Origin of the sequence: Parasulfitobacter algicola (assembly GCF_013315265.1) — a bacterium.
Classification (GTDB): domain Bacteria; phylum Pseudomonadota; class Alphaproteobacteria; order Rhodobacterales; family Rhodobacteraceae; genus Parasulfitobacter; species Parasulfitobacter algicola.
In genome coordinates this window covers 41419-64526 of the sequence record NZ_JABUFE010000001.1, presented here as the reverse complement: position 1 = coordinate 64526, position 23108 = coordinate 41419, and the positions used below count along the sequence as shown (strand labels likewise).

Sequence of the window (23108 nt, the reverse complement as noted above, 5' to 3'; positions counted from 1 at the left end):
CGGGTAAAAAGCTGCATCACCACTATCTTTGTGCGACACCTGCTTTGATCAGACCTTCAAGAAAATGCCGACCGCCATTGGTTTCAAGTCCCGGATAACCCGCTTCATGCAAGGCTTTGATAGAAAAATGCGGCTCTACGGCAAGCAGGCGTTCCAGATACTGACTGGCTTTATCAAATTCACCAAGATGGGCGTGACTTGACACCAAAACGCGCAACAGTGAATTGAAGTCAGGCCGTTCCGACAGTGCCATGGCACCGGCTTCAATCGCTGTTTTGTGCTCACCTGCGAAATTCGCTGTAATTGCACGTGTGGTTTGGAAATAGTAATTGATCGGACTTTGTGCACCTAGATGGCAAGCCCATCGTGCCATTGATGCTGCGCGCTTTGGCTGCCCGGCGTAGGCATGCAGCATTGCGTAAAGATCCCATGCCAGGGTTACTGTTGGATTACGCTTTAACGCACTTTCAAACAGACCGGCTGCAAAATCGTATTCACCAAACAGATATGAATGAACATGTGCGACAAGCGTCGCGACAAGTGCGTTGTTACGATCCAGTTCAAGTGCATTACGGGCGTGGGTTTGCGCCTTTTCAATCACTTCGGCGTCTTCAAAGCTGAACCGTTGACCCACACGAAATGTCATCAGAAACGCCATCCAAGCATTGGCTTGAGCGGAATTATTCAATTTCAGATGCCACTGTAAAATACGCTCGGATCGGTCCAGATCGTCCCGCGATAGTCTGAACATATAGGCTACAGCGGCTGACAAACGGGCATCTTCTTCAGCAATTTCAGACCCGTCGCGATGCAGAAAAAACTGAATGGTTTCATCAACGCTGCGAGAAATCAGATCATGCGCAAACGATGATCCCAAACGTCGTGCATCCTGACGATACGTGCTGCGTTCGGCTGACCAAAGCAGCGTTGCATCCTGTGGGTTTTGAAACATCAAGGCTGTTCGCAGTGTCGACGGACCTGCATAAAATCGCATCTGCATAGACAGCGCACTGCTGTTTGGCGGTGCTGATATCCATGGCGCGTTAACGGATGGCGCTGCTGCAGTGGCAAGATCGACAACTCTCAGATCACCGACTTGAATCAGTGACCGGGTTAGCATCTGCTGTAAATCTGCCTGTACTTGTTCAATCGCTAAGCCGTCACCATAGATTTGGGCGGGCAAAAGCGTAATCAGCCATTCGCGTTGCGCGTTTGTTGCAGGAACACGATTGGGTTCAAAGTTTCCCTGACGCGGTAAAGAATCGGCGCGTTCTGATTTTGGATCAAGGGCATGCTGGAAATCTGCGTCTTCGACACGGCGTTCCCAGATCTGACGTTCATTTACAAGCCATTCATCAAACTCTGGATCTTTGACCTCAAGACCTTCGAGAAAATATTCGGATGGGCTGAAAGCGGCTTGTTCATTGTCGTCGAATTGTCGATTGGGGTCCATCAAAGCAAGTGCATCAATGTCGATCGCATCCATGTTCAACGAAACGGTGTTCTTGTCCGCCTGAATAACATCATCCGCAATATCACCAAAGGCACGACGAATATCTAATAATGCCTGACGCAAACTGGCAGACGCCTGGTCTTCCGCGCTGTCACTCCATAGCTTATGGCGCAGCCAAACGCGAGTTCTAGATCCGCGGGGTGCCACGGCCAACATCGCAAGTATCGCGCGCGATTTCTTGGATTTGGGCGTGATATCAGCTTCGTTGGCATCCAAAACTGTAAACGGCCCAAAAAGAAACATCTTTATAGCCGGATCAGCTTCATTCCAGATATTTTTAAGTGCTTTGGTAATAGCAGGCCCCTGTTGCGTATTTTCTACGTTAGTCACGTTTGATTCTTGCGCAGAGTCCCACAGGGGTAAAGCGAAAACTCGCAAAATGCTGCAATATTTCTATAGACATAGATCTGTTCTGTATATTGTCCGCTTTTCCAACCAAATATAATCGATTAAGGCTGGTGTAAGATACCATGGTAAATTACTATATTTGTATTATCCATTTCGATTTTTGACGAGGCATTGCAATGCGGATATTTTCGGCTTTTGTCGTATTTCTATTATCATGTTCGATCAGTTTTTCCGAAATCATACTTCATGAAACCCCTGGTGATCTTTCGCCAACACGGGATTTGGAATGCATTGCCTTATCGGACATCACCTCTGATCTAACGCCACCAGATCTTGGTCTGGGTGTTCAAGACTGCATGAAGCAAGGTCGATTTGATGATGCCGTTGAACTGTATATCGTCATGCAACTTTTTGCGCGATATGACACGCAGCGCGTGGCTGATATTTCTGCGCGACAGGCAAGCCACGTACTCTCTATCGAAACCTCTGCGTCGCAGGGAGAAGTTGCACAAAAAGAATTAGGACGTGCATTTACCCGTTTTGGCAAAACCGGTTCACCAAGACATTCGGCAGTGTGCAATCATGTTGGCAGTCTGGCACCGCCAAGCTATCATCCGTCATACATGATCAAGCATGGTTTGGCTTTTATTCAGGGTAAACCACGCAAAGATTTTGTTCCCGGTTTTAATGCCAGCGCAACGTGGTCCGATGTTCTTGAAAGTTATTTGAAATGCAGCTGATCCATCAGCTTGGACGACCATAGGCAAAAATTCACTCGTACGGGGTGACGTATGGGAAAAGATGCTGTAATAAAAATCTGACAACACGACGGAGGAATGCCGGATGATTCATAACAGGACCCCAGATCAGCGCTAAACGCCGGTCCTGTTAGGCTTGGCGAACACGCGCCAGCCCCCATCCCATATATTCCACCTTTTGTTCCCAAGGAACACCGTCATGTTTCGCTTTTTCGAAAATCTTGTTGACCCTTTTCAACCTTTTGCGGCTAAGACTCCGCCCAAGACGTTGCTGCCTTATATCTGGTCGCAGGTCAGAACACTCAGGGGCTGGTTGCCCATTATGGCGATCACCAGCCTGATCGTCGCGGTCGGTGAAAGCTTGCTGATCTTTTATTCCGGGCGTGTGATCGACCTGATGGGTAATTCAGGGGCTAGCGTATTTTGGGATGCGCACGGCATCGAGATGATCATCGCAGCCGCTATTATCTTGCTGCTTCGGCCACTTATGATTTTTCTCAACCATTTGTTTTTAGAACAAACACTGGTGGGAACGTTGCATGTACAGGCACAATGGCGGTCGCATCGGCATATGCTGGGTCAATCCATGGGCTTTTTTCAGAACGACTTTGCTGGTCGTCTGGCAAACCGCGTTATGCAAATGGGATCTGCGACCGAGGATTCTGTTTACATGATGATGGAAGCGATCTGGTTTTCGCTGATTTACATCATCGGTGCCACGCTGATCATCAGCCATATCAATCCTTGGCTAGCGTTGATGTTGTCGATCTGGCTGGTGCTGTATCTTGCATACATGCGGGCATTGGTGGTGCGTGTCGCACATGCTTCGGAAAAATGGTCCGATGGTCGGTCATTGGTGACGGGGCGGGTCGTGGATGCTTATACCAATATTGAATCTGTCAAGCTGTTCGCTAACGGCGAGGCCGAAGAAAAATATGTGCTATCCGCTTTCAAGCGGTTGCAGTTAAGGCTGCATCGATTTTTACGGCTGGCCACAGAATTACATCTGGTTCTGAACCTACTGAATGGTTTTTTGCTTGTTGGTGTGGGCGGCACGGCCGTTTACCTATGGTCACTTGATCGCGTTACCGTTGGTGATGTGGCTGCCGCAATGGCATTGGCGATCCGTTTGAACGGGATGAGCGGCTGGATCATGTGGGTGTCTATCCGGCTTTTTGAACATTTCGGTGTGATCCGCGAAGGTTTGCGCAGCATTTCCGTGCCGCACTCTGTTGTCGATGAACCCAAGGCACCTGCTTTGAATATGGGCGTGGGTCATATTGAATTCGATACGATCAGTCATCACTACGGCAAAGGGAAAGGTGGGCTGGATCAGGTCAGCTTGACGATTGAACCAGGTCAGAAAGTGGGTCTGGTGGGTCGGTCCGGTGCAGGAAAGTCATCCTTAGTGAACCTATTGTTGCGATATCGCGATGTCGAACAGGGGCGCATCCTGATCGATGGGCAAGATATTGCAGGTGTGACCCAAGATAGTCTGCGCAAGACGATTGGCGTTGTCACCCAAGACAGCTCGCTTCTGCACCGTTCAATCCGGGCCAATATCCTGTATGGTAGGCCTGACGCGACCGAGGCGCAGATGATCAAGGCCGCAAAACATGCTGAGGCGCATGAATTTATCCAAGGGCTGCGCGATCCCAAAGGGCGAACAGGGTATAACGCCTATGTTGGGGAACGTGGTGTGCAACTGTCGGGTGGCCAACGCCAGCGGATCGCGATTGCGCGGATGATCCTCAAAGATGCCCCAGTTTTGGTTCTGGATGAAGCCACAAGCGCGTTGGATAGCGAGGTCGAAGCCGCTATTCAGAAAACGCTTTATGGTGTGATGCAGGGCAAAACCGTGATCGCCATTGCGCACCGATTGTCTACCATCGCACAGATGGACCGTATCGTCGTTCTGGATGCGGGACGCGTGGCCGAAGATGGCTCGCATGATCAGTTATTGAAATATAATGGCATCTACGCGGGTCTTTGGCATCGACAGTCTGGCGGTTTTTTGGGCGATGCTGCTGCAGAGTAATCAAGATCCCGGGCTTGATCCGGGGTCTTGCTATTCTGATACGTGATCCATGAATACAACTTGTCAATTCAACGGTGGTTTCGTAAAGTTTGTACTGCTCTGATACAATCTAAAAGTAAAAAAACCCCAATGCTGGATCTTGAAAAATTGCAGCCGATTGCCAAAGGCGGCAAAAAAGATGTCTATCAGCATCCGCATGATGATGGTTTGTTAATCAAGGTGATTTCAGACAGACGTCAGAAAAAGGAAGCGTGTCGGGGTCTGTGGGAGAGGTTGAAAAAGCCCAGTTATACCCGCGAATATCTGCGCGAAATTGATATGGTTTACAGAACTGTCAAAAAGGCGGGCAATTACGATAAGCCATTGCCTATTCCATCCATTATTGGATTGATTCACACCAGCAAGGGCCTGGGTTTGACCTGTGAAAAAATATGCGATGGACATGGGGATCTTGCGCAAACATTGCGGCAGATTATCAAACAAGGCGAATTCGATGATATAATGCTAAACAAGTTCAACAATTTTGTTCAAGCTTGTTTCGATCTGCAGGTTGTTACGACGGACCTGATGCAGGACAATGTTGTTTATGACCGCAAAAACGACTGTTTTCGTGCGATCGATGGGTTTGGTGAGTTGACTGCAATTCCTCTGCGCGTCTGGTTTCGATCCCTGAACGATCGCCGATTACAACAGCAGTTTCAAGTAAAGTTCGCTGATCGCATGGCCTTTAACTGGAATGCGAAAGATCGTCGATTTTCATTCTAATCGGCGTCGCTTTGAAATTGCCACCCTTTGCGCCTTGGTACGCGAACGGCCAACATTGGTTTTAACAAGGGACTGCGAAACCGGTTCAGATCCAATGCTTCGTGCACACCTATGGTTTCTTCGCCCGCAAATTGGGTGCGTACAGCCGCGCGTGTGTAAAATGGTGCATCCAGCATTGGTTTGACTTCATGTGGCCGATATCCAGCATCGGCCCGAGTTTCGCGGCGAACCTGCCATTTTGATCTTTTGAACGGCACCTTGGGTGACGCATCCAAAACACGAATATCACCTGTATCTTCGAACTTTAAACCGACGGCCAATTTGGATCCATCGCGCCGATCAGCGTCATAAAAGCAAAGCGATCCATCCGACAAAGGATATCGACCCCATGTCCAATAGCTAAAGTCATCTTCAAGTGCTCGGGTGCCGAAGTTCGCGTCAAAATATCCGTGCCCTTCCCATTGCCAGCCTTTACTTTCTAGATCGACTTTGATGTGTGCTTTTGGCGCAAAGGGCCGCCAGACATGGGTTCCGGCGGGGGTCAGCGGCATTTCGACATGGGTTATATGATCAGGCGTTATGACGATTTGCCCGCGAACACGGCTGATGATCGGAGGGCCTGAAACCTCGTTAATATTAATCACTAGCTGTGATTCGTTCCAGTGCATCTGGCTGGGGCCAACCTGGAATGTATTGTCTGATACGCGCAATGCGGCTTCGCCGCGATCTGTCATCGTAAAACGCCCGCCTTTACCATAGGTTGCAACGTTGATGCAGCAGTGATTGGCGGGATTCTTGCGGCCCGACCAGCGGTACCAAGGCGAAAAGACCGACCCTATAAAACCGATGACCGAGACGGCTTTTTCACCGCAGTCGCTGATCCCGTCAATGTACCACCAGGCGTAACCGTCTGGCGGGACGTCGATGTTAAAGCAAGGTCGGTCAATATCGCCTCGGCCGCGTGCCGGGCGGAGAGGGTGGCCATCGGAATGCCCGCCCCCGGATGGGTTCCGCCCCCAGTCAGATACAAGCCCGGTAACTTCGTTCGCGTCGTCGGTCGCGCAAAGGCTGCCATCATCCCATGTGGGCTGCGCCCGTAAAGGGAACCGGCCGACGCTGGAAACAGCTGATTGAAATCTGCCGGTGTCGTCAGGCTGGAGGGTCCCGGAAGTGGATCGAAGGTTAGTCCGAACCGGGCCAGTGTCTTGAATACCAGTATCTGGCATTGTTCAAACTCCTGTTTATGGGTCTCTTGTGGCGGGCCGTTCATGATAATCTCAAACCGCCCATTACCTTGGTCGCAGACATAAAGTGTGGGGTCAGTGGGCATTTTGCCCTGTTGCAAGGCATCAAATTCAGCCTGGGGGGTTACGCCGAAAAAGACATTATGATGGGCAAGTTTGGGGCCCTCATAGTTAGCGGAAAAGGCCCACACATAGGCTGACAGGCTGCGTGGTTCTGTTGCTGTTTCATCAACCGCTGTTATAGTAGTGTTGCCAAGCAATCCTTGCCGCAGAGCACGTGGATCGCCGTTAAAAATGACCCGATTAGTTAAATAATGCTGTCCGTCTTTTGCATGTACCGCACGAATTTTACCTTGCTGAACTTCAATTCGATCAACGTCACAATCATAAATAAATTTGGCGCCTTTTGCCTTGGCCAGCCGTTCGATCGCGGCAGCTAGCAGATGCATACCACCCATTATACGCCAGACGCCCTTTGCTTCGGCATGTGCAATCAGGCCTAAAAGCGCAGGCGATTGATAGGGCGAGCCACCGACATAAGTTGCATAACGCCCGAACAATTGCGCAAGACGTGGGTCTGTGAACTGTCGGCGTAGTGCACGGGCCAAAGTGGATAATGGCGCCATTTTCGGGATCAAAGACGGCTCACGCAGAACGCGCGCGGTGACCTTTGTCAGATCAGGCTGCGCTGCTTGCATCATGGGGGCATCGAATGCATCAAACAAATGTGCCATGCGGGTGCTGAACGCACGAAATTGCATTTCTGCTTTGGGGCCCGCGAATTCCCGAATGGCCTTAGCTGAAAGATCTGGATCAGAATGAAGATCCAGTGATGATCCATCTTGCCACCAGTGACGCGCAAGAATGTTTTCTTGGTCCAACGTGACATGATCCGACAATGTTTCACCCACGTCTGCGAATAGATCATCAAAAACGTGGCGCATGGTCATCACAGTCGGACCTGCATCAACCGGTCCGGCGTCAGACGGAACAGTACGCATTTTGCCGCCTGGTTTTGCGTGACGCTCCAGAACGGTCACATCTAAGCCTGCATGCGCAAGACGCAAAGCGGCCGACAGCCCGCCAATGCCTGCACCAATCACAATCACCTTTGTGTCTGGGATGTTCATAAACTATCCGATCATTCATCTGATAGTTGACTCAATGATACAGATGTGTCCAGTATAGTTTACATATAATGTCCAATAAAAGTGACACTTTTGGGCAAAGGAGCGTCATATGGGACTTTCAGCACGAATTGATGCGGCTGTTAAGGGTGCAATTGCCAGTGGGCAGTCAGGGCGGCCGCCGCAAAAGCTGGCATCTGCGCTGGAATATGCAGTAACGCCCGGTGGTGCGCGCATTCGGCCCACGATCCTGATGTCGGTTGCGATGGCATGCGGCGATGATCAGCCTGCCTTGTCAGATGCTGCAGCTGCGGCGCTTGAATTGATCCATTGCGCCAGCCTGGTTCATGACGATATGCCTTGTTTCGATAATGCAGATATGCGCCGCGGCAAGCTTTCCGTTCACCGTGCTTATGGTGAAGCCTTGGCTTTGTTAACGGGCGATAGCTTGATTGTTCTGGCATTTGAACGCCTGGCACATGGTGCCAGCGTCGATCCGATGCGTGCGGCGTCCTTGGTGCTGACTTTGGCACGCCGTACCGGAATGCCTGGTGGGATTTGTGCAGGTCAAGGATGGGAAAGCGAAGCAAAGATCGATCTGTCCGCATATCATCAGGCGAAAACGGGTGCACTGTTTGTTGCGGCCACCCAGATGGGCGCAATCGCGGCAGGGCAAGACCCCGAACCATGGGAAGAGTTGGGCGCGCGCATAGGAGAGGCCTTTCAGGTCGCCGATGATCTGCGTGACGCACTTTATGATGAGGTCACGCTTGGCAAGCCTGCAGGTCAGGACGAATTGCTTGGCCGCCCGAACGCTGTGGCTGAATTAGGTGTCCAAGGGGCCACAAAACGACTCAAAGATATCCTTGGCGGGGCCATTGCGTCAATTCCTTCTTGCCCGGGGGAAGCGGCGCTTGCAAATATGGTGCGGGCCCAGGCCGAACGGTTAACGCCGGTCGCGCCGACCCATCAACGAAGTTAGGGTATGTAAAAAGTATGAAAGATATCACACCACGGCGCGTAAAGGTCAGTGGGTGGCGCAATCGGCTTGCAGCGTCTCGCCGGTTTCAGCGTTGGGCGGCAAGGTTTCCTTTGACACGGCGGATCACCCGAAACGAGGGTGAGCAGCTTTTTGATCTGGTGTCAGGTTTTGTTTACAGTCAGGTGCTGCAAGCTTTGGTGCAGCTTGATGCATTAAAAGACATTGCAGCCAAACCGGTAACGCCAGACGATCTTGCCAAAAAGCATGAAATAGATCCTGCACGGATGCGGGTCCTTTTGCACGCAGGCGTTTCTGTTGGATTGCTAAAGCTGAAAAAGCCAGATCGTTATGCTTTAACCCAACGCGGGGCATCTTTGTTGGGGGTTCCGGGGCTTGAGGCGCTGATCCGACATCACAGTGTGTTCTATCGAGATTTGCAGGACCCGGTTGCATTGTTACGTGGTGATGTTGAGACAGAATTATCCGAATTTTGGCCCTATGTTTTCGAAGGTCCATCAGCTTTACCCGAAGATGTTGCGCACACGTATTCCAACCTTATGGCGGACAGCCAAGGCTTGATTGCAGAAGACACATTACGGTTCGTTTCGCTTAAAAACGTCAAACGTCTTATGGATGTTGGCGGTGGATCAGGTGCTTTTTTAGCTGTCGCTGGAAAGGCTTATCCAAATTTGCAAATGGCTTTGTTTGATTTGCCTGCGGTTACATCGCAAGCCAAGGACGTGTTAAAGGCCGCCAAGGTTTGGGATAGGACAGAAGTTATTGCGGGTAGTTTTCGTAAAAACGATTTGCCCGAAGGTGCCGATGCGATCAGCCTCGTGCGCGTGCTTTACGATCACGAAGACGGAACAGTCAAAAAGTTGTTAGCTGACGTCTATGCAGCATTACCGCCAGGAGGCCGCATTATCATTTCCGAACCCATGTCCGGTGGTCAGGCGCCACTACGGGCAACAGATGCATATTTTGCGTTCTACTGCATGGCGATGCAAACTGGGCAAGTTCGATCATCGGATAAGATTGCGAAATTTTGTGAAAATGTTGGGTTTATTGGCATCGAAAAACCCAAGCCATTCAGACCCTATGTGACAAGTGTTGTGAGTGCTGTAAAACCAATCTAACACATTTATGTCTAAATTTGTTGACACCTGAGAGTGTCAAGTTAAACTGACACCTAAGAGTTGAGCCAACCACTGAGTCTTTTCAGACCATGGCCAGCCACAACGGGAGGTCAGGATGGACACAGCAGCCGTCATACTAAAAGGACCCAAAGACATAGGGATCGACCAGTTGAAGCTGTCTGATCCTGGTCTTGATGATCTGGTTGTGGATATTCGTTTTTCTGGCATTTCGACCGGAACAGAAAAATTGTTCTGGTCAGGTGAAATGCCGCCGTTTCCCGGAATGGGTTATCCGTTGGTGCCGGGATATGAAGCGGCTGGTGAAGTTGTCGAAGCCGGTAGCAACACGCATTTTTGCAGTGGCGATACGGTCTTTGTTCCGGGTGCAAATTGTTATCAGGACGCATTTGGATTGTTTGGAGGGGCAGCACATCGGGTTGTGACCGCCGCAGATCGTGTAACCAAAATTGATCCTGCAATCGGGGCCGAAGGGGCATTGCTGGCTTTGGCCGCCACGGCTCGGCACGCGATGGCTGGTATGGATAAGGCAATGCCTGATCTGATCGTCGGTCATGGTGTTCTTGGCCGGCTTTTGGCGCGCTTAACCATTGCAGCCGGCGCCCCAGCCCCCACAGTTTGGGAAATTGATGAAAATCGTCGCGCGGGTGCTCATGGGTATCAGGTAATTGATCCGGAAACGGACGAAAAGCGCGATTATCATTCAATCTATGATGCGTCTGGCAATGGCGCCCTTTTGAATGCGCTGATCGGGCGTATCCGGCGCGGCGGAGAAATCGTGCTGGCGGGTTTTTACAACCAACCACTTAGCTTTGCCTTCCCGCCCGCCTTCATGAAAGAGGCCCGCTTTCGCATCGCCGCCGAATGGACGCATGATGATCTGGCCGCAACCCGCGCTCTTGTCGAAGCTGGCGCGCTTAGCTTGTCAGGCCTGATCACACATGAACGTTCAGCCACAGATGCACCGCAGGCGTATCACACCGCTTTTACTGATCCAGCTTGTTTAAAAATGATCCTTGATTGGAAAGGTCACGCATGACCCTTGATGTCCCAAATTTGAAAGACTTTGATCAACGCCTACGCGATGAGGCTAATGAAGATTTGGCTGATCTGATCGTTGATGAACCGACTAAGAAAACACAGATCATTGCCATTTATGGCAAAGGCGGAATTGGAAAATCCTTCACGCTGGCAAACCTGAGCCACATGATGGCCGAACAGGGCAAGCGCGTGCTTCTGATCGGCTGCGATCCTAAATCTGATACGACCAGCTTACTGTTTGGCGGCAAGGCCTGCCCGACGATCATCGAAACCTCGACCAGAAAGAAACTGGCGGGCGAAGAGGTCAAGATCGGCGATGTCTGCTTCAAACGTGGTGGTGTTTTCGCGATGGAACTGGGTGGCCCAGAGGTCGGACGCGGATGCGGTGGTCGTGGGATCATCCACGGGTTCGAACTGCTGGAAAAGCTGGGCTTTCACGATTGGGACTTTGATTATGTTCTTCTAGATTTCTTGGGCGACGTGGTTTGCGGAGGTTTCGGCCTGCCCATTGCGCGTGACATGGCCCAAAAGGTGATCTTGGTCGCATCTAATGATCTGCAATCGCTTTATGTGGCCAACAATGTTTGCAGCGCAGTTGAATATTTCCGCAAATTGGGCGGCAATGTTGGTGTTGCGGGTCTTGTGATCAACAAAGACGACGGGACTGGCGAAGCTGCGGCGTTTGCCAAATCTGTCGATATTCCGATCCTCGCGGCCATTCCGCAAGACGATGATCTGCGCAAAAAATCTGCCAATTATCAAATCGTGGGTACTGCCGAATCCCAGTGGGGCAATCTGTTTGCCGAACTGGGGGATGCTGTTGCTGTGGCACCACCCGTGCGACCGACACCATTGGACCAGGACGGCCTGCTGGGCCTGTTCGATAGCAAAGACACAGGCGGTGATTTCGTTCTGGAACCCGCAACTGACATGGACATGCGTGGCAAAAACGCCAAGCCACAGAAATCATTGGAAGTGGTATATGACGATGTTTGATCTGGATGAACTTACCCGTTGGGACGATGCACTTGCGTCGATTTCCGAAGATGTATCGGACGCGATCCGGGGTCTTAGGCAGTCTGTACAAGAGGTTCCGGAGCAAGTCCGGAACTGTCCGTTGCATAGAATGCAGCCGGAAATGGAACCTGCATGAACGACCGGACCACATATGATGCCGATGTGATCACCGGCAAGAAAGGCCCGCAAGGGTCTGTCGAGCAACCGGTGGATTTGGGCTGTCATTCGAAAGACAAGATGGCAGATGCAGCCCGGGCTGCCGGTCAATCCGAAATGCTGGATCAATACGCCAAAGATTATCCACAAGGTCCCCACGACAAGCCACAAAGCATGTGTCCCGCTTTTGGATCGCTTCGCGTTGGTCTGCGAATGCGACGTGTGGCAACAGTGCTTAGCGGTTCGGCCTGTTGCGTCTATGGTCTGACCTTTGTCAGCCACTTTTATGGTGCACGTCGATCCGTTGGATACGTTCCCTTCAACTCGGAAAGCTTGGTCACGGGCAAATTATTCGAAGACATCCGTGACGCAGTTCACGAACTTGCCGATCCTGATCAATATGATGCTGTCGTCGTCACAAATCTTTGCGTCCCAACGGCCAGCGGTGTGCCCCTAAGATTGCTGCCCGATGAAATCAACGGCGTGCGAATTGTCGGCATTGATGTACCAGGTTTTGGAATTCCGACCCATGCCGAAGCCAAGGATGTTCTGGCCGGTGCCATGCTGAAATATGCACGCGCCGAAATTGAAGCTGGTCCGGTGCAGGCCCCCGCTTCTGGCAAATCTGATCGCCCGACTGTGGCACTGCTGGGCGAAATGTTCCCGGCTGATCCGATGATGATCGGCGCGATGTTGGCCCCTATGGGTTTGGCTGCTGGCCCTGTTGTGCCCTGCCGTGAATGGCGCGAGCTTTACGCCGCTTTGGACTGTGGCGTGGTCGCTGCGATCCATCCGTTTTACACCGCCGCTGTTCGTGAATTTGAAGCTGCTGGTAGACCCATTGTTGGGTCAGCCCCTGTCGGGCACGATGGCACAGCTGCTTGGCTGGCTGGTATCGGTAATGCTTTCAACGTGCCATCTGACCAGATTGCTGCTGCGCAAAATGCATTCTTGCCTGCAATCAAAGAGGCTTTGGCGGCCACACCGATCAAGGGAACCATCACCCTAAGCGGGTACGAGGGCAGCGAATTGCTGGTCGCCCGTCTGTTGATCGAAAGCGGCGCGCATGTGCCATATGTTGGTACGGCTTGCCCCAAAACACCGTGGTCCGCGGCCGATGCGGAATGGTTGGCGGCCAAGGGCGTCAAAGTCAAATTCCGCGCATCACTCGAAGGTGATTGTGCCGCGATGGAGGCCGTGAAACCCGATCTGGCCATCGGCACAACACCCGTTGTGCAAAAGGCCAAAGAGCTTGGAACGCCCGCGCTTTATTTCACCAACCTGATTTCAGCGCGCCCCTTGATGGGGCCTGCAGGGGCCGGATCATTGGCCGAGGTGATCAACGCGGCCATCAGCAACAAAGGCCGCATGAATAAAATGAAAGCCTTTTTCGAAGGTGTGGGCCACGGCGACACCGCAGGTGTTTGGGAAGGCGACCCCAATCTGCGCCCCGATTTTCGTGCGCAGAATTTAAAGAAACTTGAAAAACAAGCCCGTGCTTCCAAAGCGCAGGAGATGATCTGATGCTGGTGCAAGATCATGACAGAGCAGGCGGGTATTGGGGTGCAGTTTATGCGTTCTGTGCCATCAAAGGCCTGCAATGCGTGATCGATGGCCCGGTTGGGTGTGAAAATCTACCGGTGACATCCGTGCTGCATTATACCGACGCCTTGCCACCGCACGAGTTACCTATTGTCGTGACAGGATTAGGCGAAGAGGAATTGGGTCGCGACGGAACCGAAGGTGCGATGAAACGCGCTTGGAGCACGCTTGACCCCGCTTTGCCTGCGGTCGTTGTGACCGGATCCATCGCCGAAATGATTGGTGGTGGCGTCACACCAATGGGCACCAACATCCAACGCTTTTTACCACGTACAATTGACGAGGATCAGTGGGAAGCTGCTGATCGTGCGATGACCTGGATTTTCACGGAATTCGGCATGACCAAAGGTCGGATGCCGCGCGAGGCCAAGCGTGAAGAAGGCGCGAAGCCACGGGTTAATATCTTGGGTCCGATGTACGGCACATTTAACATGCCGTCAGATCTGGCTGAAATCCGTCGTCTTGTCCAAGGGATCGGGGCTGAGGTCAACATGGTTATGCCTCTTGGTGCCCATGTGGCCGAAATGCGCAATTTGGTGAATGCGGATGTGAATGTCTGTATGTATCGCGAATTCGGGCGCGGATTGTGCGAAGTTCTAGGTAAGCCATACCTGCAAGCGCCTATTGGTATCGAAAGCACTACATTATTCCTGCGCAAGTTGGGCGAACTTCTGGATCTGGACCCAGAACCTTTCATCGAGCGCGAAAAGCATTCGACCATTAAACCTGTCTGGGATTTGTGGCGGTCGGTGACGCAGGATTTCTTTGCGACAGCCAGCTTCGCGATTGTGGCCAATGAAACCTATGCCCGGGGTGTCCGTAGTTTTCTGGAAAGCGATCTGGGCCTGCCTTGTGCGTTTGCGGTGGCCCGTGTGGCTGGTGCCAAAACGAACAACGCAGAAGTCCGTGCAATGATGGGCCAAAAGCGGCCTTTGATCGTGATGGGATCAATCAACGAAAAAATGTATCTGGCGGAACTTAAAGGGGGGCATGGTCCTGCGCCTTCGTTCATACCGGCCAGCTTCCCGGGTGCTGCGATCCGGCGTGCGACGGGTACACCTTTTATGGGATACGCCGGTGCCACTTATATGCTGCAAGAGGTCTGCAACGGTCTGTTTGATGCGTTGTTCCACATTCTGCCATTGGGCAGTGAAATGGATGCAGCTGATGCCACACCCACAACCCTGCGCCGTGATTTTCCATGGGATGAAGATGCGCAAGCGGCCTTGGATAAGATTGTTGCGACCCATCCTATTTTGACCCGCATATCCGCGGCGAAAAACCTGCGCGATGCGGCTGAAAAAGCAGCCCTTGCAGCAGGGTCCGAACGGGTGGTGCGCGAAACTGTTGAAAGCCTGCAGGCCACGACGCCTTCAGCGAAACGAGGAGAGAAAGCATGACGGATTTCACCTCTGATACTCCGGTTGAACGGGTACATAAGACACCCAAAACTGAGTTTTATGTATACTTTTTGATTATTTTTCTAGCGGCGTTGCCCTTGGCGACGATCAGCTGGGCGCTGTCGATGTTGAGACAGCGCAAATGGTCAAACCGGGGCCCTGTTGCCCGTGCCTTTAGTCAGGCGCGGATCATCACGCCTATGATTTTCTCTGCCTGAAGGCAGGGAATAATGGTCTTTGCTGCCTGAAAAGGTGGCGCACGAGGTTCGCCATTCCCCCGGTATGGCGGATTGTGACAGGGGATGAGCCCCTGTCGTAACCCAGCCGCGGGGGATGCGCGGCGTCAGCTTTGGAGGGTTTCATGGCTGATAATACTGATCTGTCTTTTACAGGTCTAACCGACGAGCAGGCCCAGGAATTGCACTCGGTGTACATGAGCGGATTAATTCTGTTCACGGCCATCGCAGTCGTGGCTCATATCGCCACGTTCATCTGGTTCCCGTGGTTCTGAGGAGGGATTGAAGAATGGCTAAATTCTATAAGATTTGGATGATCTTTGATCCACGCCGCGTGTTTGTAGCACAGGCCGTATTCCTTTTCCTGTTAGCGGCGATGATTCATCTGGTTCTGCTAAGCACTGATGGTTTCAACTGGTTTGAAATCGCAGCTGCCAAGTACGAGCGCGGACCGCAATAATCACCGTTTGGGAATAATAAAACGTCGCGGGGGGGTTCCCGGATTTGCCCGCGACAAGAATCAAACGAAAACGACGGCTTTTGGTCTGAACGGGCCTGCCGCCAAACGCGGAGATAGAAGATGGCATTGCTCAGCTTCGAAAGAAAATATCGCGTCCGAGGTGGGACGCTGATCGGCGGCGACCTGTTCGACTTTTGGGTGGGGCCTTTTTATGTTGGTTTCTTTGGGGTCACGACCGCTTTTTTCGCCCTATTGGGCACAATCCTGATCTTTTGGGGCGCGTCCCAACAAGGCACCTTTAATCCCTGGCTAATCAATATCGCGCCACCAGATTTAAGTTACGGTCTTGGCATGGCACCCCTGATGGAGGGCGGTCTTTGGCAGATCATAACCTTCTGTGCAGTTGGTGCGTTTTGCAGTTGGGCCCTGCGCGAGGTCGAGATCTGCCGCAAGCTGGGCATGGGCTATCACGTGCCTTTTGCCTTCAGCGTTGCGATCTTTGCTTATGTCACGCTTGTGGTGATCCGGCCCTTACTGATGGGCGCGTGGGGACATGGATTCCCCTATGGCATCTTCAGCCATCTCGATTGGGTCAGCAACACAGGCTATGCCTATCTGCACTTTCATTATAATCCCGCGCATATGCTGGCGGTGACGTTTTTCTTTACGACGACATTCGCACTGGCACTTCATGGTGGCTTGGTTCTGTCGGCTTGTAATCCTGAAAAGGGCGAAGAGGTCAAAACACCAGATCACGAAGACACCTTTTTCCGGGACTTCATCGGCTATTCCGTCGGCACATTGGGTATCCACCGCGTGGGTCTGTTGCTGGCGCTGAACGCGGGCTTCTGGTCGGCAATCTGTATCGTCATCTCTGGCCCTGTCTGGACCAAGGGCTGGCCTGAATGGTGGAACTGGTGGCTTGAGCTGCCAATCTGGCCCTCACAAATCGGGATGTAATCGCTATGCCTGAATATCAAAATATTTTCACACAAGTTCAGGTCCAGGGCGCGCCCGAATGGGGCATGGACAACGAAAACAACATGATGGAAGAACGCTTTGGCCGCCCGCGCTTTTCCAATCTGGTCGGTTGGATCGGGAATGCGCAACTTGGGCCCATTTATTTGGGTTATATGGGCGTCATTTCACTTGCCACGGGTTTGTTGTGGTTCAACATCGTTGGCTTCAATATGCTGGCCCAGGTTGGCTGGTCGATACCAGAGTTCATCCGCCAGCTGTTTTGGTTGGCGCTTGAACCGCCAAGCCCGGAATATGGCCTAAGCATGCCACCCCTGAACGATGGTGGCTGGTATATCATCAGCAGTTTCTTTTTGCTGGTCAGCGTGATGAGCTGGTGGTTGCGGACGTATTTACTGGCTGTTGAACATAAAATGGGCAAGCACATTGCCTGGGCGTTCCTGGCTGCGATCTGGCTGTTTCTGGTGTTGGGTCTGTTCCGCCCCGTTCTGATGGGATCCTGGAGCGAGGCTGTCCCTTACGGCATCTTCCCGCATCTGGATTGGACGACGGCCTTCAGCATTCGGTACGGCAATCTGTACTATAATCCGTTTCACTGTCTGTCGATTGTGTTTCTGTATGGTTCGGTGCTGCTGTTTGCGATGCATGGCGCGACCATTCTGGCAGTCAGCCGGTTTGGTGGTGATCGTGAGTTGGAACAGATCTATGACCGGGGTACTGCGTCAGAACGTGCCGCCCTATTCTGGAGATGGACCATGGGCTTCAATGCCACAATGGAGGGTATTCACCGTTGGGCCTGGTGGTTCGCAGTGTTGACCCCCATCACAGGTGGGATCGGCATCCTGTTGACCGGAACCGTTGTCGACAACTGGTTCATCTGGGCACAGGAACATAATTTCGCGCCAATGTATGACGGGTCTTACGGTTATGAGGCTTACGGCACATACGAAGGCTTCATCGGACAGGAGGAATAATCATGCTTCCCAAGTGGTTTGATGACTGGAGTGAAAAAAACCCCATTGATATCTATCGCCCGGCGATCTTGTTGGGCACAGTGGGTGGGGTCGTCTTTGTAGTGGCGCTGTTGGTGACATGGGGTCAGCCCCTTGCGACCGAAAGTTTGCAGACGGGTCCGCGCGGCACAGGCATGTCAGTGCCTGAGTTCAAAGCCGATCTGGCCAAGCCGGATCCTAGCATCATCGATTATTATACCGAAGCGGCCTATGACCCTGCAGATAGCGGGGAACTGGCGCGAGACGTTTATGAAAACGTGCAGGTTTTGGGCGATGTGACCGAAGATAACTTTAATCGCCTGATGAATGCCATGACCCAATGGGTGTCGCCTGATGAAGGCTGCGCCTATTGCCACGCCGGTGCGGATGAAGGAAATTATGCAGATGATGATCTTTACACCAAGGTGGTGTCACGGCGAATGATCCAGATGACCCAAGGCATTAATGAAAACTGGGATGCCCATGTGAACGCCAATAAGGAAGTCGGCGTGAACTGCTATACATGCCACCGTGGGCAGAATGTACCGTCTGATATATGGTTCCGCATTTCGCCTGTGAATGAAAATGTCGAAGGCTGGGCCGCCAACCAGAACCGGGCTACGATGGTTAGTCAAAGTACGTCTTTGCCGTCAGATGCATTAGAGCAATACTTGCTGAACTATGAACAGATTGCAGTGCATGATCTGGATAGTCGCGTCGATACGCAGCCGGGTGATCCAACGATTCAGAACACAGAACGTACCTATAGCCTGATGAACTATTTCAGCAATTCACTGGGTGTGAACTGTGTGTTTTGCCACAACAGCCGTGCGTTCTATGACGGTGCGCAGAATACGCCCCAGTGGGCTACGGCATCGCTTGGGATTGTCATGGTGCAAGAGTTGAATAACGATTATCTGGTGCCGCTGCGCGATGTTTATCCGCCAGAACGGCTTGGCCCGATTTTTTCGGATGCGCCCAAAGCGGCCTGTGCAACTTGCCACAAGGGGTATCAACAGCCCTTGCAAGGCCAAAATATGATTGCCGATTGGCCAGAACTCGCGACCACTGGCACACCGGAATACTGATTGACGGGGGCAGCTTTGCCCCTGCCACGCCGGTTCGGATCGCTTCACGTGGTCTGATCCTCGGGGTCTCCACACCCCGGTTCCCTTCCTGTTGGCTACAGGAAAACTGGCGTCGCAAAGGGGTTTCCTTTTGCGGCGCTTTTTCTAAGGACAATTGCCATGACCCAGACCCCGCTGCTTGATCGTATCGCTAGCCCGAAAGATATGAACGGCCTTAGCGATATCGAATTGGGACTTCTGTGTCAGGAACTAAGGTCCGAGGTGATATCGGCCGTATCGGAAACGGGTGGGCATCTGGGATCATCCCTTGGTGTGATCGAATTAACTGTAGCCATTCATGCGATTTTCAACACACCATTCGACAAGCTGATCTGGGACGTCAGCCACCAATGTTACCCGCATAAAGTGCTGACTGGTCGTCGTGACCGTATCCGGACCCTGCGGCAAGAGGGCGGGTTGAGCGGGTTCACCAAACGCAGCGAATCTGAATACGATCCGTTTGGCGCGGCGCACAGCTCGACCTCAATCTCGGCGGCGTTGGGGTTTGCTGTGGGCCGTGATATGGGTCAGCCCACGGGCGATGCGATTGCTGTGATCGGGGATGGGGCGATCAGTGCCGGTATGGCCTATGAGGCGATGAATAATGCTGGCTCTGACGGGCGCAGATTGTTTGTGATCTTGAATGATAACGAAATGAGCATCGCCCCACCGGTTGGTGCGATGTCCAGCTATTTGTCGGGGTTGTATGCCAACACGCCACTTGGGTTGTTCAAGGAAATGACCGACGGGTTCGAAGCAAATCTACCCGGACCTATTCGCGAAGGCGCGAAGCGCGCACGTCAACTTGTCACCGGTATACCAGGCAGCGGCACCTTATTCGAAGAACTAGGCTTTTCCTATATTGGCCCCATTGATGGCCATGACCTTAGCCAGCTTTTGCCAACCTTGCGTGCCGCTCGCGCCCGCAGCGACGGGCCGGTTCTGATCCATTGCTGCACGGTCAAGGGCAAAGGGTATTCGCCTGCCGAAACCTCGTCCGATAAATATCATGGTGTGGCAAAATTCGATGTGGCATCTGGTGCGCAAAAAAAATCCAAACCCAATGCGCCCAGTTATACCAAAGTGTTTGGCGAAGCCCTGACAGAAGAAGCGGCCCATGATGATAAGATCGTCGCCGTGACAGCTGCGATGCCATCGGGCACCGGGGTCAACATCATGCAGGACCGGTTCCCGAATCGGGTGTTCGATGTGGGTATTGCCGAACAGCACGCCGTGACCTTTGCAGCCGGTATGGCAGCATCCGGTCTAAAGCCATTCTGCGCGATTTATTCCACATTTTTACAGCGCGGATTTGATCAGATTGTACACGATGTGGCCTTGCAAAAGCTGCCTGTCCGTTTTGCGATTGATCGTGCGGGCCTTGTCGGGGCAGATGGACCCACCCATGCAGGTGCATTCGATGTCGCTTATCTTAGCAATCTGCCTGGTTTCGTGGTGATGGCCGCTGCGGACGAAGCAGAATTGAAACACATGGTTGCAACCGCTGTTCATCACAATGACGGCCCGATCGCATTCCGCTATCCGCGCGGCGAAGGTACGGGTGTGAAAATGCCATTGCATGGTAAACAGCTTGAAATCGGCAAGGGGCGCATCATTCGCGAAGGGGATGATGTTGCGTTGCTGTCCTTTGGCGCTCATTTGGCCGAATGTCTGCTTGCCGCAGAAGAGTTGGAAGCACAGGGGATCAGTTGCACTGTGGCTGATGCACGGTTTGCCAAACCTTTGGATCGTCCGTTGATCCATCAATTGGCCCGCCATCATAAGGCGCTCGTCACTGTTGAGCAGGGTGCGCAGGGTGGATTTGGCGCAATGGTTTTACATGATTTGGCAAATCAGGGCGCGTTTGATCGGGGGCTGTCTATCCGGACAATGACTTTGCCGGATCGTTTTATTGATCAGGCCAGCCCAGCTGCGATGTATGAAGATGCAAGCCTGACGGCGGTTGATATTGCAGCCACGGCCATGCAGGCGTCGGGTGCCATGAAATCAATCATCAAGACTTAATAAAAAGATAAGGCACCTGACGGTGCCTTACTGCTTTGATATGCCATTTTTAACAGTGCATTATCGTAGATAAGCCGTGATGGTCACAATAGAAAATGCCCCGTAAACACCAAGGACTTATGCCACCTTAACGATAGGTTTCCGTTGTTGTCATATCATATCCGCCCGGCCACTGGATTTCATAGTTGAACGCAACCTTTCGTGTTTGGCCAGACCCCAATTCAAATGTCCATGCCTGTACGCCCCGTTTGCCATCTACATCAGTTTCTGATGGACGTGGATTTGCGCTGATGGTCACTTCAAGGTCTTCATTTTCAGAAAATGGTGCGCGATCAAAGATTGTAATAGGCAGCGCATATGGCAAAAGACTTTCGGCCGAAATTTCGAACCGTTCACTTAATCGGTTGGTTGTGCCGATGATGCCAAAGTCACCTTGTTCCTTTTCCAGAACGCGGCGTTCGATTTTTATACCATCCAAAGCGCCGAAAGGTAACGTTGTATCGGCACCTGCCGCCACAAGCGATATCTGAAAATCGCCGACAAAGGTGCCATCCCGGAATAACGACGCCGTTCCCGGAAGAATAGGGCCAGCGAACTGGTTGGTATAAGCTGCGTAAAGATAGGCGTTGGTGTCATAAACCGGTGTACTGCGTGCCAAAAGACCCACTGTCGATTCTCGCTGATCAATACTGATTTGTCTGACCGTACTGTCGCCTGTGATATCGATGCGCCCAGGGATCTGGTAGGATACGGTTTGCCCGTCTATCTGAATCATCGAATTAAGGGGCTGTGCTGCAACCGTTTCTCCTATCGGAGCGTCTTCCATAATCATTTCGGCCTGAGCCCGGCTGAGGCCTTTGTCGGATGCGATGCTGGACTGCTGGGGCCCTCTTACGCTTTTTGCTGGTCCAGTTCTGTACATATTGGCTTGCGTTGCCCTTATTTCGGGCATGCCAACACGGTTTGAAGGACGAGCGGTGGACAATGTCAGTTCGATATCATCCCAGTTTTCGCCGGTTTGCTGATAGACACGTGCATGACGTTCAATAGACAGTTTTGCCTCGTCACCTTGGACCAGACGCAGATCATAGATGGGTTCCCAGCCTGCCCAAGGTACGCGATATTCCAGTGATAGTGTTCCTGTAACCGCTTGATCTGTTGCAACATCAATAGTGGCTATAGATCGTTGCGGGGCGGGAAGCTGTGTTGCCTGCAAGGATTGATAGGCTTTGTTGCGATCTTCTTGCAGATCTTGCATCTGACGTGCATTGGTATCGATACTTTGCTGTGCTTCATTCCGACTTGTCAGCGCGATCTGGGTCTGTTGCGCTAAAACGTCAATCGCTTGCGCCCAGCTTTCCAGACCAGTGCCCTGATTTTCCAGCTCATCCACCATATCCTGTGGTTCGCGCGTCATCAGCTGTTCAATAAAACGCAGCCGTGCGTCTGCAACGGCGATTTGGGCTTCAAAGCCACGACGATCATAGCTTAAATCGCGGATTTGGGTTTCAATGTCTTCGATCTGATCCTGAATACGTTGGCGTTCCGGTGAAAGTGTATCGTCCGCCGGGGGCAGCCGATCAATGCGGTGATCTACAGAAAGAATAGTAAAGGCTTCATCCCCTTCACCCAAGACCCGGAGGCTTGAGGCATCGAAATTAAGCGGCAAGTCCGAAATAATAATGCTGTGTGCGCCACTTTCAGCAGAAAAATTTGCCGTGCGGGTGACAGTGGCACCGTTTGGATAAAGCGTGGCGGCGGAAACTTGGCTGTTGGCTTGAATATCATCAGCCCAAGTGGGGGCAGAAAGTGCAATGATGGAAACGGAATATGTAAGAAAACGGCGCATCGTTGGTCCCTTTTTGACAATTAACTTATTCTATGACGCAGCTCATAGCCTAATCCTTGGCAAATGAATTTGTAAATTTGTTTCTGTCCTAAACCATAAAACAAAAAGGGCTGCCCAATGGACAGCCCTTCGAGAATTTTCGGAGGCGAGGGTCGGTTAGGACCGTTGCCAATTCAGGGGCGCCTGCGCGCCTGGGGTTGCCCTAGCGGCGCACCTCCCGAGTTGTCCCGACACCATTCTCCAATACCTCTCTTGACACTGGATCACCTCCTTTCATTTGTTAAACCTGAAATTAA

Annotated in this window: 21 protein-coding genes; 17 read left to right on the top strand and 4 right to left on the bottom strand. The window is 52.1% G+C overall.

Going from position 1 to position 23108, the window contains the following annotated elements:
* Window positions 1-22: 22 nt before the first annotated feature.
* The gene (locus HRQ87_RS00295) at window positions 23-1843 is read right to left on the bottom strand and encodes an AfsR/SARP family transcriptional regulator (protein WP_343035107.1); all 1821 of its coding nucleotides are present in this window, start codon (window positions 1841-1843) and stop codon (window positions 23-25) included.
* 194 nt (window positions 1844-2037) lie between these two features.
* Between HRQ87_RS00295 and HRQ87_RS00290 the strand changes: the two genes are divergently transcribed.
* The 3 genes from HRQ87_RS00290 (at window position 2038) to HRQ87_RS00280 (ending at window position 5422) form a co-directional block, all read left to right on the top strand.
* Window positions 2038-2601: a hypothetical protein gene (locus HRQ87_RS00290; protein ID WP_174134362.1), complete on the top strand. Its 564-nt coding sequence runs from the start codon at window positions 2038-2040 to the stop codon at window positions 2599-2601.
* A gap of 217 nt (window positions 2602-2818) precedes the next feature.
* Window positions 2819-4657: an ABC transporter ATP-binding protein gene (locus tag HRQ87_RS00285; protein ID WP_174134361.1), complete on the top strand. Its 1839-nt coding sequence runs from the start codon at window positions 2819-2821 to the stop codon at window positions 4655-4657.
* Window positions 4658-4786: 129 nt separating this feature from the next.
* Window positions 4787-5422, top strand: coding sequence for a YrbL family protein (locus HRQ87_RS00280; RefSeq protein ID WP_174134360.1), 636 nt, complete (start codon window positions 4787-4789; stop codon window positions 5420-5422).
* Here HRQ87_RS00280 and crtC read toward each other — a convergent pair.
* The gene (gene crtC / locus HRQ87_RS00275) at window positions 5419-6303 is read right to left on the bottom strand and encodes a carotenoid 1,2-hydratase (protein ID WP_174135316.1); all 885 of its coding nucleotides are present in this window, start codon (window positions 6301-6303) and stop codon (window positions 5419-5421) included. The genes HRQ87_RS00280 and crtC overlap by 4 nt on opposite strands.
* Window positions 6258-7796 carry a 1-hydroxycarotenoid 3,4-desaturase CrtD gene (gene crtD / locus HRQ87_RS00270; protein WP_174134359.1) on the bottom strand — a complete coding sequence of 513 codons (1539 nt, stop codon included), beginning with the start codon at window positions 7794-7796 and terminating at the stop codon, window positions 6258-6260. Before crtD ends, crtC begins: the two co-directional genes overlap by 46 nt.
* A 109-nt stretch (window positions 7797-7905) precedes the next feature.
* Here crtD and HRQ87_RS00265 point away from each other — a divergent pair, with 109 nt between their 5' ends.
* The 14 genes from HRQ87_RS00265 to dxs all read left to right on the top strand — a co-directional run bounded on the left by HRQ87_RS00265 (window position 7906) and on the right by dxs (window position 20963).
* The gene (locus HRQ87_RS00265; protein ID WP_174134358.1) at window positions 7906-8775 is read left to right on the top strand and encodes a polyprenyl synthetase family protein; all 870 of its coding nucleotides are present in this window, start codon (window positions 7906-7908) and stop codon (window positions 8773-8775) included.
* Between the two features lie 14 nt (window positions 8776-8789).
* Entirely contained in the window at window positions 8790-9911 is a 1122-nt protein-coding gene (locus HRQ87_RS00260) for a methyltransferase (protein ID WP_174134357.1), read from the top strand.
* Between the two features lie 115 nt (window positions 9912-10026).
* Window positions 10027-10968: a chlorophyll synthesis pathway protein BchC gene (bchC, locus tag HRQ87_RS00255; RefSeq protein ID WP_174134356.1), complete on the top strand. Its 942-nt coding sequence runs from the start codon at window positions 10027-10029 to the stop codon at window positions 10966-10968.
* The gene (locus HRQ87_RS00250; RefSeq protein WP_174134355.1) at window positions 10965-11966 is read left to right on the top strand and encodes a chlorophyllide a reductase iron protein subunit X; all 1002 of its coding nucleotides are present in this window, start codon (window positions 10965-10967) and stop codon (window positions 11964-11966) included. The genes bchC and HRQ87_RS00250 overlap by 4 nt, the downstream gene beginning before the upstream one ends.
* Window positions 11953-12123 carry a hypothetical protein gene (locus HRQ87_RS00245; RefSeq protein WP_174134354.1) on the top strand — a complete coding sequence of 57 codons (171 nt, stop codon included), beginning with the start codon at window positions 11953-11955 and terminating at the stop codon, window positions 12121-12123. Before HRQ87_RS00250 ends, HRQ87_RS00245 begins: the two co-directional genes overlap by 14 nt.
* Window positions 12120-13667 carry a chlorophyllide a reductase subunit Y gene (gene bchY / locus HRQ87_RS00240; RefSeq protein ID WP_174134353.1) on the top strand — a complete coding sequence of 516 codons (1548 nt, stop codon included), beginning with the start codon at window positions 12120-12122 and terminating at the stop codon, window positions 13665-13667. Before HRQ87_RS00245 ends, bchY begins: the two co-directional genes overlap by 4 nt.
* Window positions 13667-15145: a chlorophyllide a reductase subunit Z gene (bchZ, locus tag HRQ87_RS00235; protein WP_174134352.1), complete on the top strand. Its 1479-nt coding sequence runs from the start codon at window positions 13667-13669 to the stop codon at window positions 15143-15145. Before bchY ends, bchZ begins: the two co-directional genes overlap by 1 nt.
* A complete protein-coding gene (pufQ, locus tag HRQ87_RS00230; RefSeq protein WP_174134351.1) occupies window positions 15142-15363 on the top strand; it encodes a cytochrome PufQ in 222 nt (73 codons plus the stop codon). The genes bchZ and pufQ overlap by 4 nt, the downstream gene beginning before the upstream one ends.
* A 143-nt stretch (window positions 15364-15506) precedes the next feature.
* Window positions 15507-15656: a light-harvesting antenna LH1, beta subunit gene (gene pufB, locus HRQ87_RS00225; protein ID WP_174134350.1), complete on the top strand. Its 150-nt coding sequence runs from the start codon at window positions 15507-15509 to the stop codon at window positions 15654-15656.
* 14 nt (window positions 15657-15670) lie between these two features.
* Window positions 15671-15841 carry a light-harvesting antenna LH1, alpha subunit gene (gene pufA, locus HRQ87_RS00220; RefSeq protein WP_174134349.1) on the top strand — a complete coding sequence of 57 codons (171 nt, stop codon included), beginning with the start codon at window positions 15671-15673 and terminating at the stop codon, window positions 15839-15841.
* Window positions 15842-15961: 120 nt separating this feature from the next.
* Window positions 15962-16801, top strand: coding sequence for a photosynthetic reaction center subunit L (pufL, locus tag HRQ87_RS00215; RefSeq protein WP_174134348.1), 840 nt, complete (start codon window positions 15962-15964; stop codon window positions 16799-16801).
* 5 nt (window positions 16802-16806) lie between these two features.
* Window positions 16807-17793 (top strand): photosynthetic reaction center subunit M, encoded by a 987-nt coding sequence (pufM, locus tag HRQ87_RS00210; protein ID WP_174134347.1) that lies wholly within the window; start codon window positions 16807-16809, stop codon window positions 17791-17793.
* Window positions 17794-17795: 2 nt separating this feature from the next.
* On the top strand, window positions 17796-18899 hold the full coding sequence (gene pufC, locus HRQ87_RS00205) for a photosynthetic reaction center cytochrome PufC (protein ID WP_174134346.1): 1104 nt from the start codon (window positions 17796-17798) through the stop codon (window positions 18897-18899).
* Window positions 18900-19058: 159 nt separating this feature from the next.
* A complete protein-coding gene (dxs, locus tag HRQ87_RS00200; protein ID WP_174134345.1) occupies window positions 19059-20963 on the top strand; it encodes a 1-deoxy-D-xylulose-5-phosphate synthase in 1905 nt (634 codons plus the stop codon).
* A gap of 127 nt (window positions 20964-21090) precedes the next feature.
* Here dxs and HRQ87_RS00195 read toward each other — a convergent pair whose 3' ends face one another.
* Window positions 21091-22812, bottom strand: a complete 1722-nt coding sequence (locus HRQ87_RS00195; RefSeq protein ID WP_174134344.1) for a mucoidy inhibitor MuiA family protein — start codon at window positions 22810-22812, stop codon at window positions 21091-21093.
* Between the last annotated feature and the right edge of the window lie 296 nt (window positions 22813-23108).

Coding starts and splice junctions, on each gene's coding strand:
- pufC (WP_174134346.1), top strand. CDS start 17,796: ATGCTTCCCAAGTGGTTTGATGACTGGAGTGAAAAAAACCCCATTGAT.
- pufM (WP_174134347.1), top strand. CDS start 16,807: ATGCCTGAATATCAAAATATTTTCACACAAGTTCAGGTCCAGGGCGCG.
- pufA (WP_174134349.1), top strand. CDS start 15,671: ATGGCTAAATTCTATAAGATTTGGATGATCTTTGATCCACGCCGCGTG.
- bchY (WP_174134353.1), top strand. CDS start 12,120: ATGAACGACCGGACCACATATGATGCCGATGTGATCACCGGCAAGAAA.
- HRQ87_RS00250 (WP_174134355.1), top strand. CDS start 10,965: ATGACCCTTGATGTCCCAAATTTGAAAGACTTTGATCAACGCCTACGC.
- HRQ87_RS00195 (WP_174134344.1), bottom strand. CDS start 22,812: ATGCGCCGTTTTCTTACATATTCCGTTTCCATCATTGCACTTTCTGCC.
- HRQ87_RS00265 (WP_174134358.1), top strand. CDS start 7,906: ATGGGACTTTCAGCACGAATTGATGCGGCTGTTAAGGGTGCAATTGCC.
- bchZ (WP_174134352.1), top strand. CDS start 13,667: ATGCTGGTGCAAGATCATGACAGAGCAGGCGGGTATTGGGGTGCAGTT.
- pufQ (WP_174134351.1), top strand. CDS start 15,142: ATGACGGATTTCACCTCTGATACTCCGGTTGAACGGGTACATAAGACA.
- HRQ87_RS00290 (WP_174134362.1), top strand. CDS start 2,038: ATGCGGATATTTTCGGCTTTTGTCGTATTTCTATTATCATGTTCGATC.
- bchC (WP_174134356.1), top strand. CDS start 10,027: ATGGACACAGCAGCCGTCATACTAAAAGGACCCAAAGACATAGGGATC.
- HRQ87_RS00285 (WP_174134361.1), top strand. CDS start 2,819: ATGTTTCGCTTTTTCGAAAATCTTGTTGACCCTTTTCAACCTTTTGCG.
- pufB (WP_174134350.1), top strand. CDS start 15,507: ATGGCTGATAATACTGATCTGTCTTTTACAGGTCTAACCGACGAGCAG.
- HRQ87_RS00260 (WP_174134357.1), top strand. CDS start 8,790: ATGAAAGATATCACACCACGGCGCGTAAAGGTCAGTGGGTGGCGCAAT.
- crtD (WP_174134359.1), bottom strand. CDS start 7,796: ATGAACATCCCAGACACAAAGGTGATTGTGATTGGTGCAGGCATTGGC.
- HRQ87_RS00280 (WP_174134360.1), top strand. CDS start 4,787: ATGCTGGATCTTGAAAAATTGCAGCCGATTGCCAAAGGCGGCAAAAAA.
- pufL (WP_174134348.1), top strand. CDS start 15,962: ATGGCATTGCTCAGCTTCGAAAGAAAATATCGCGTCCGAGGTGGGACG.
- HRQ87_RS00245 (WP_174134354.1), top strand. CDS start 11,953: ATGACGATGTTTGATCTGGATGAACTTACCCGTTGGGACGATGCACTT.
- dxs (WP_174134345.1), top strand. CDS start 19,059: ATGACCCAGACCCCGCTGCTTGATCGTATCGCTAGCCCGAAAGATATG.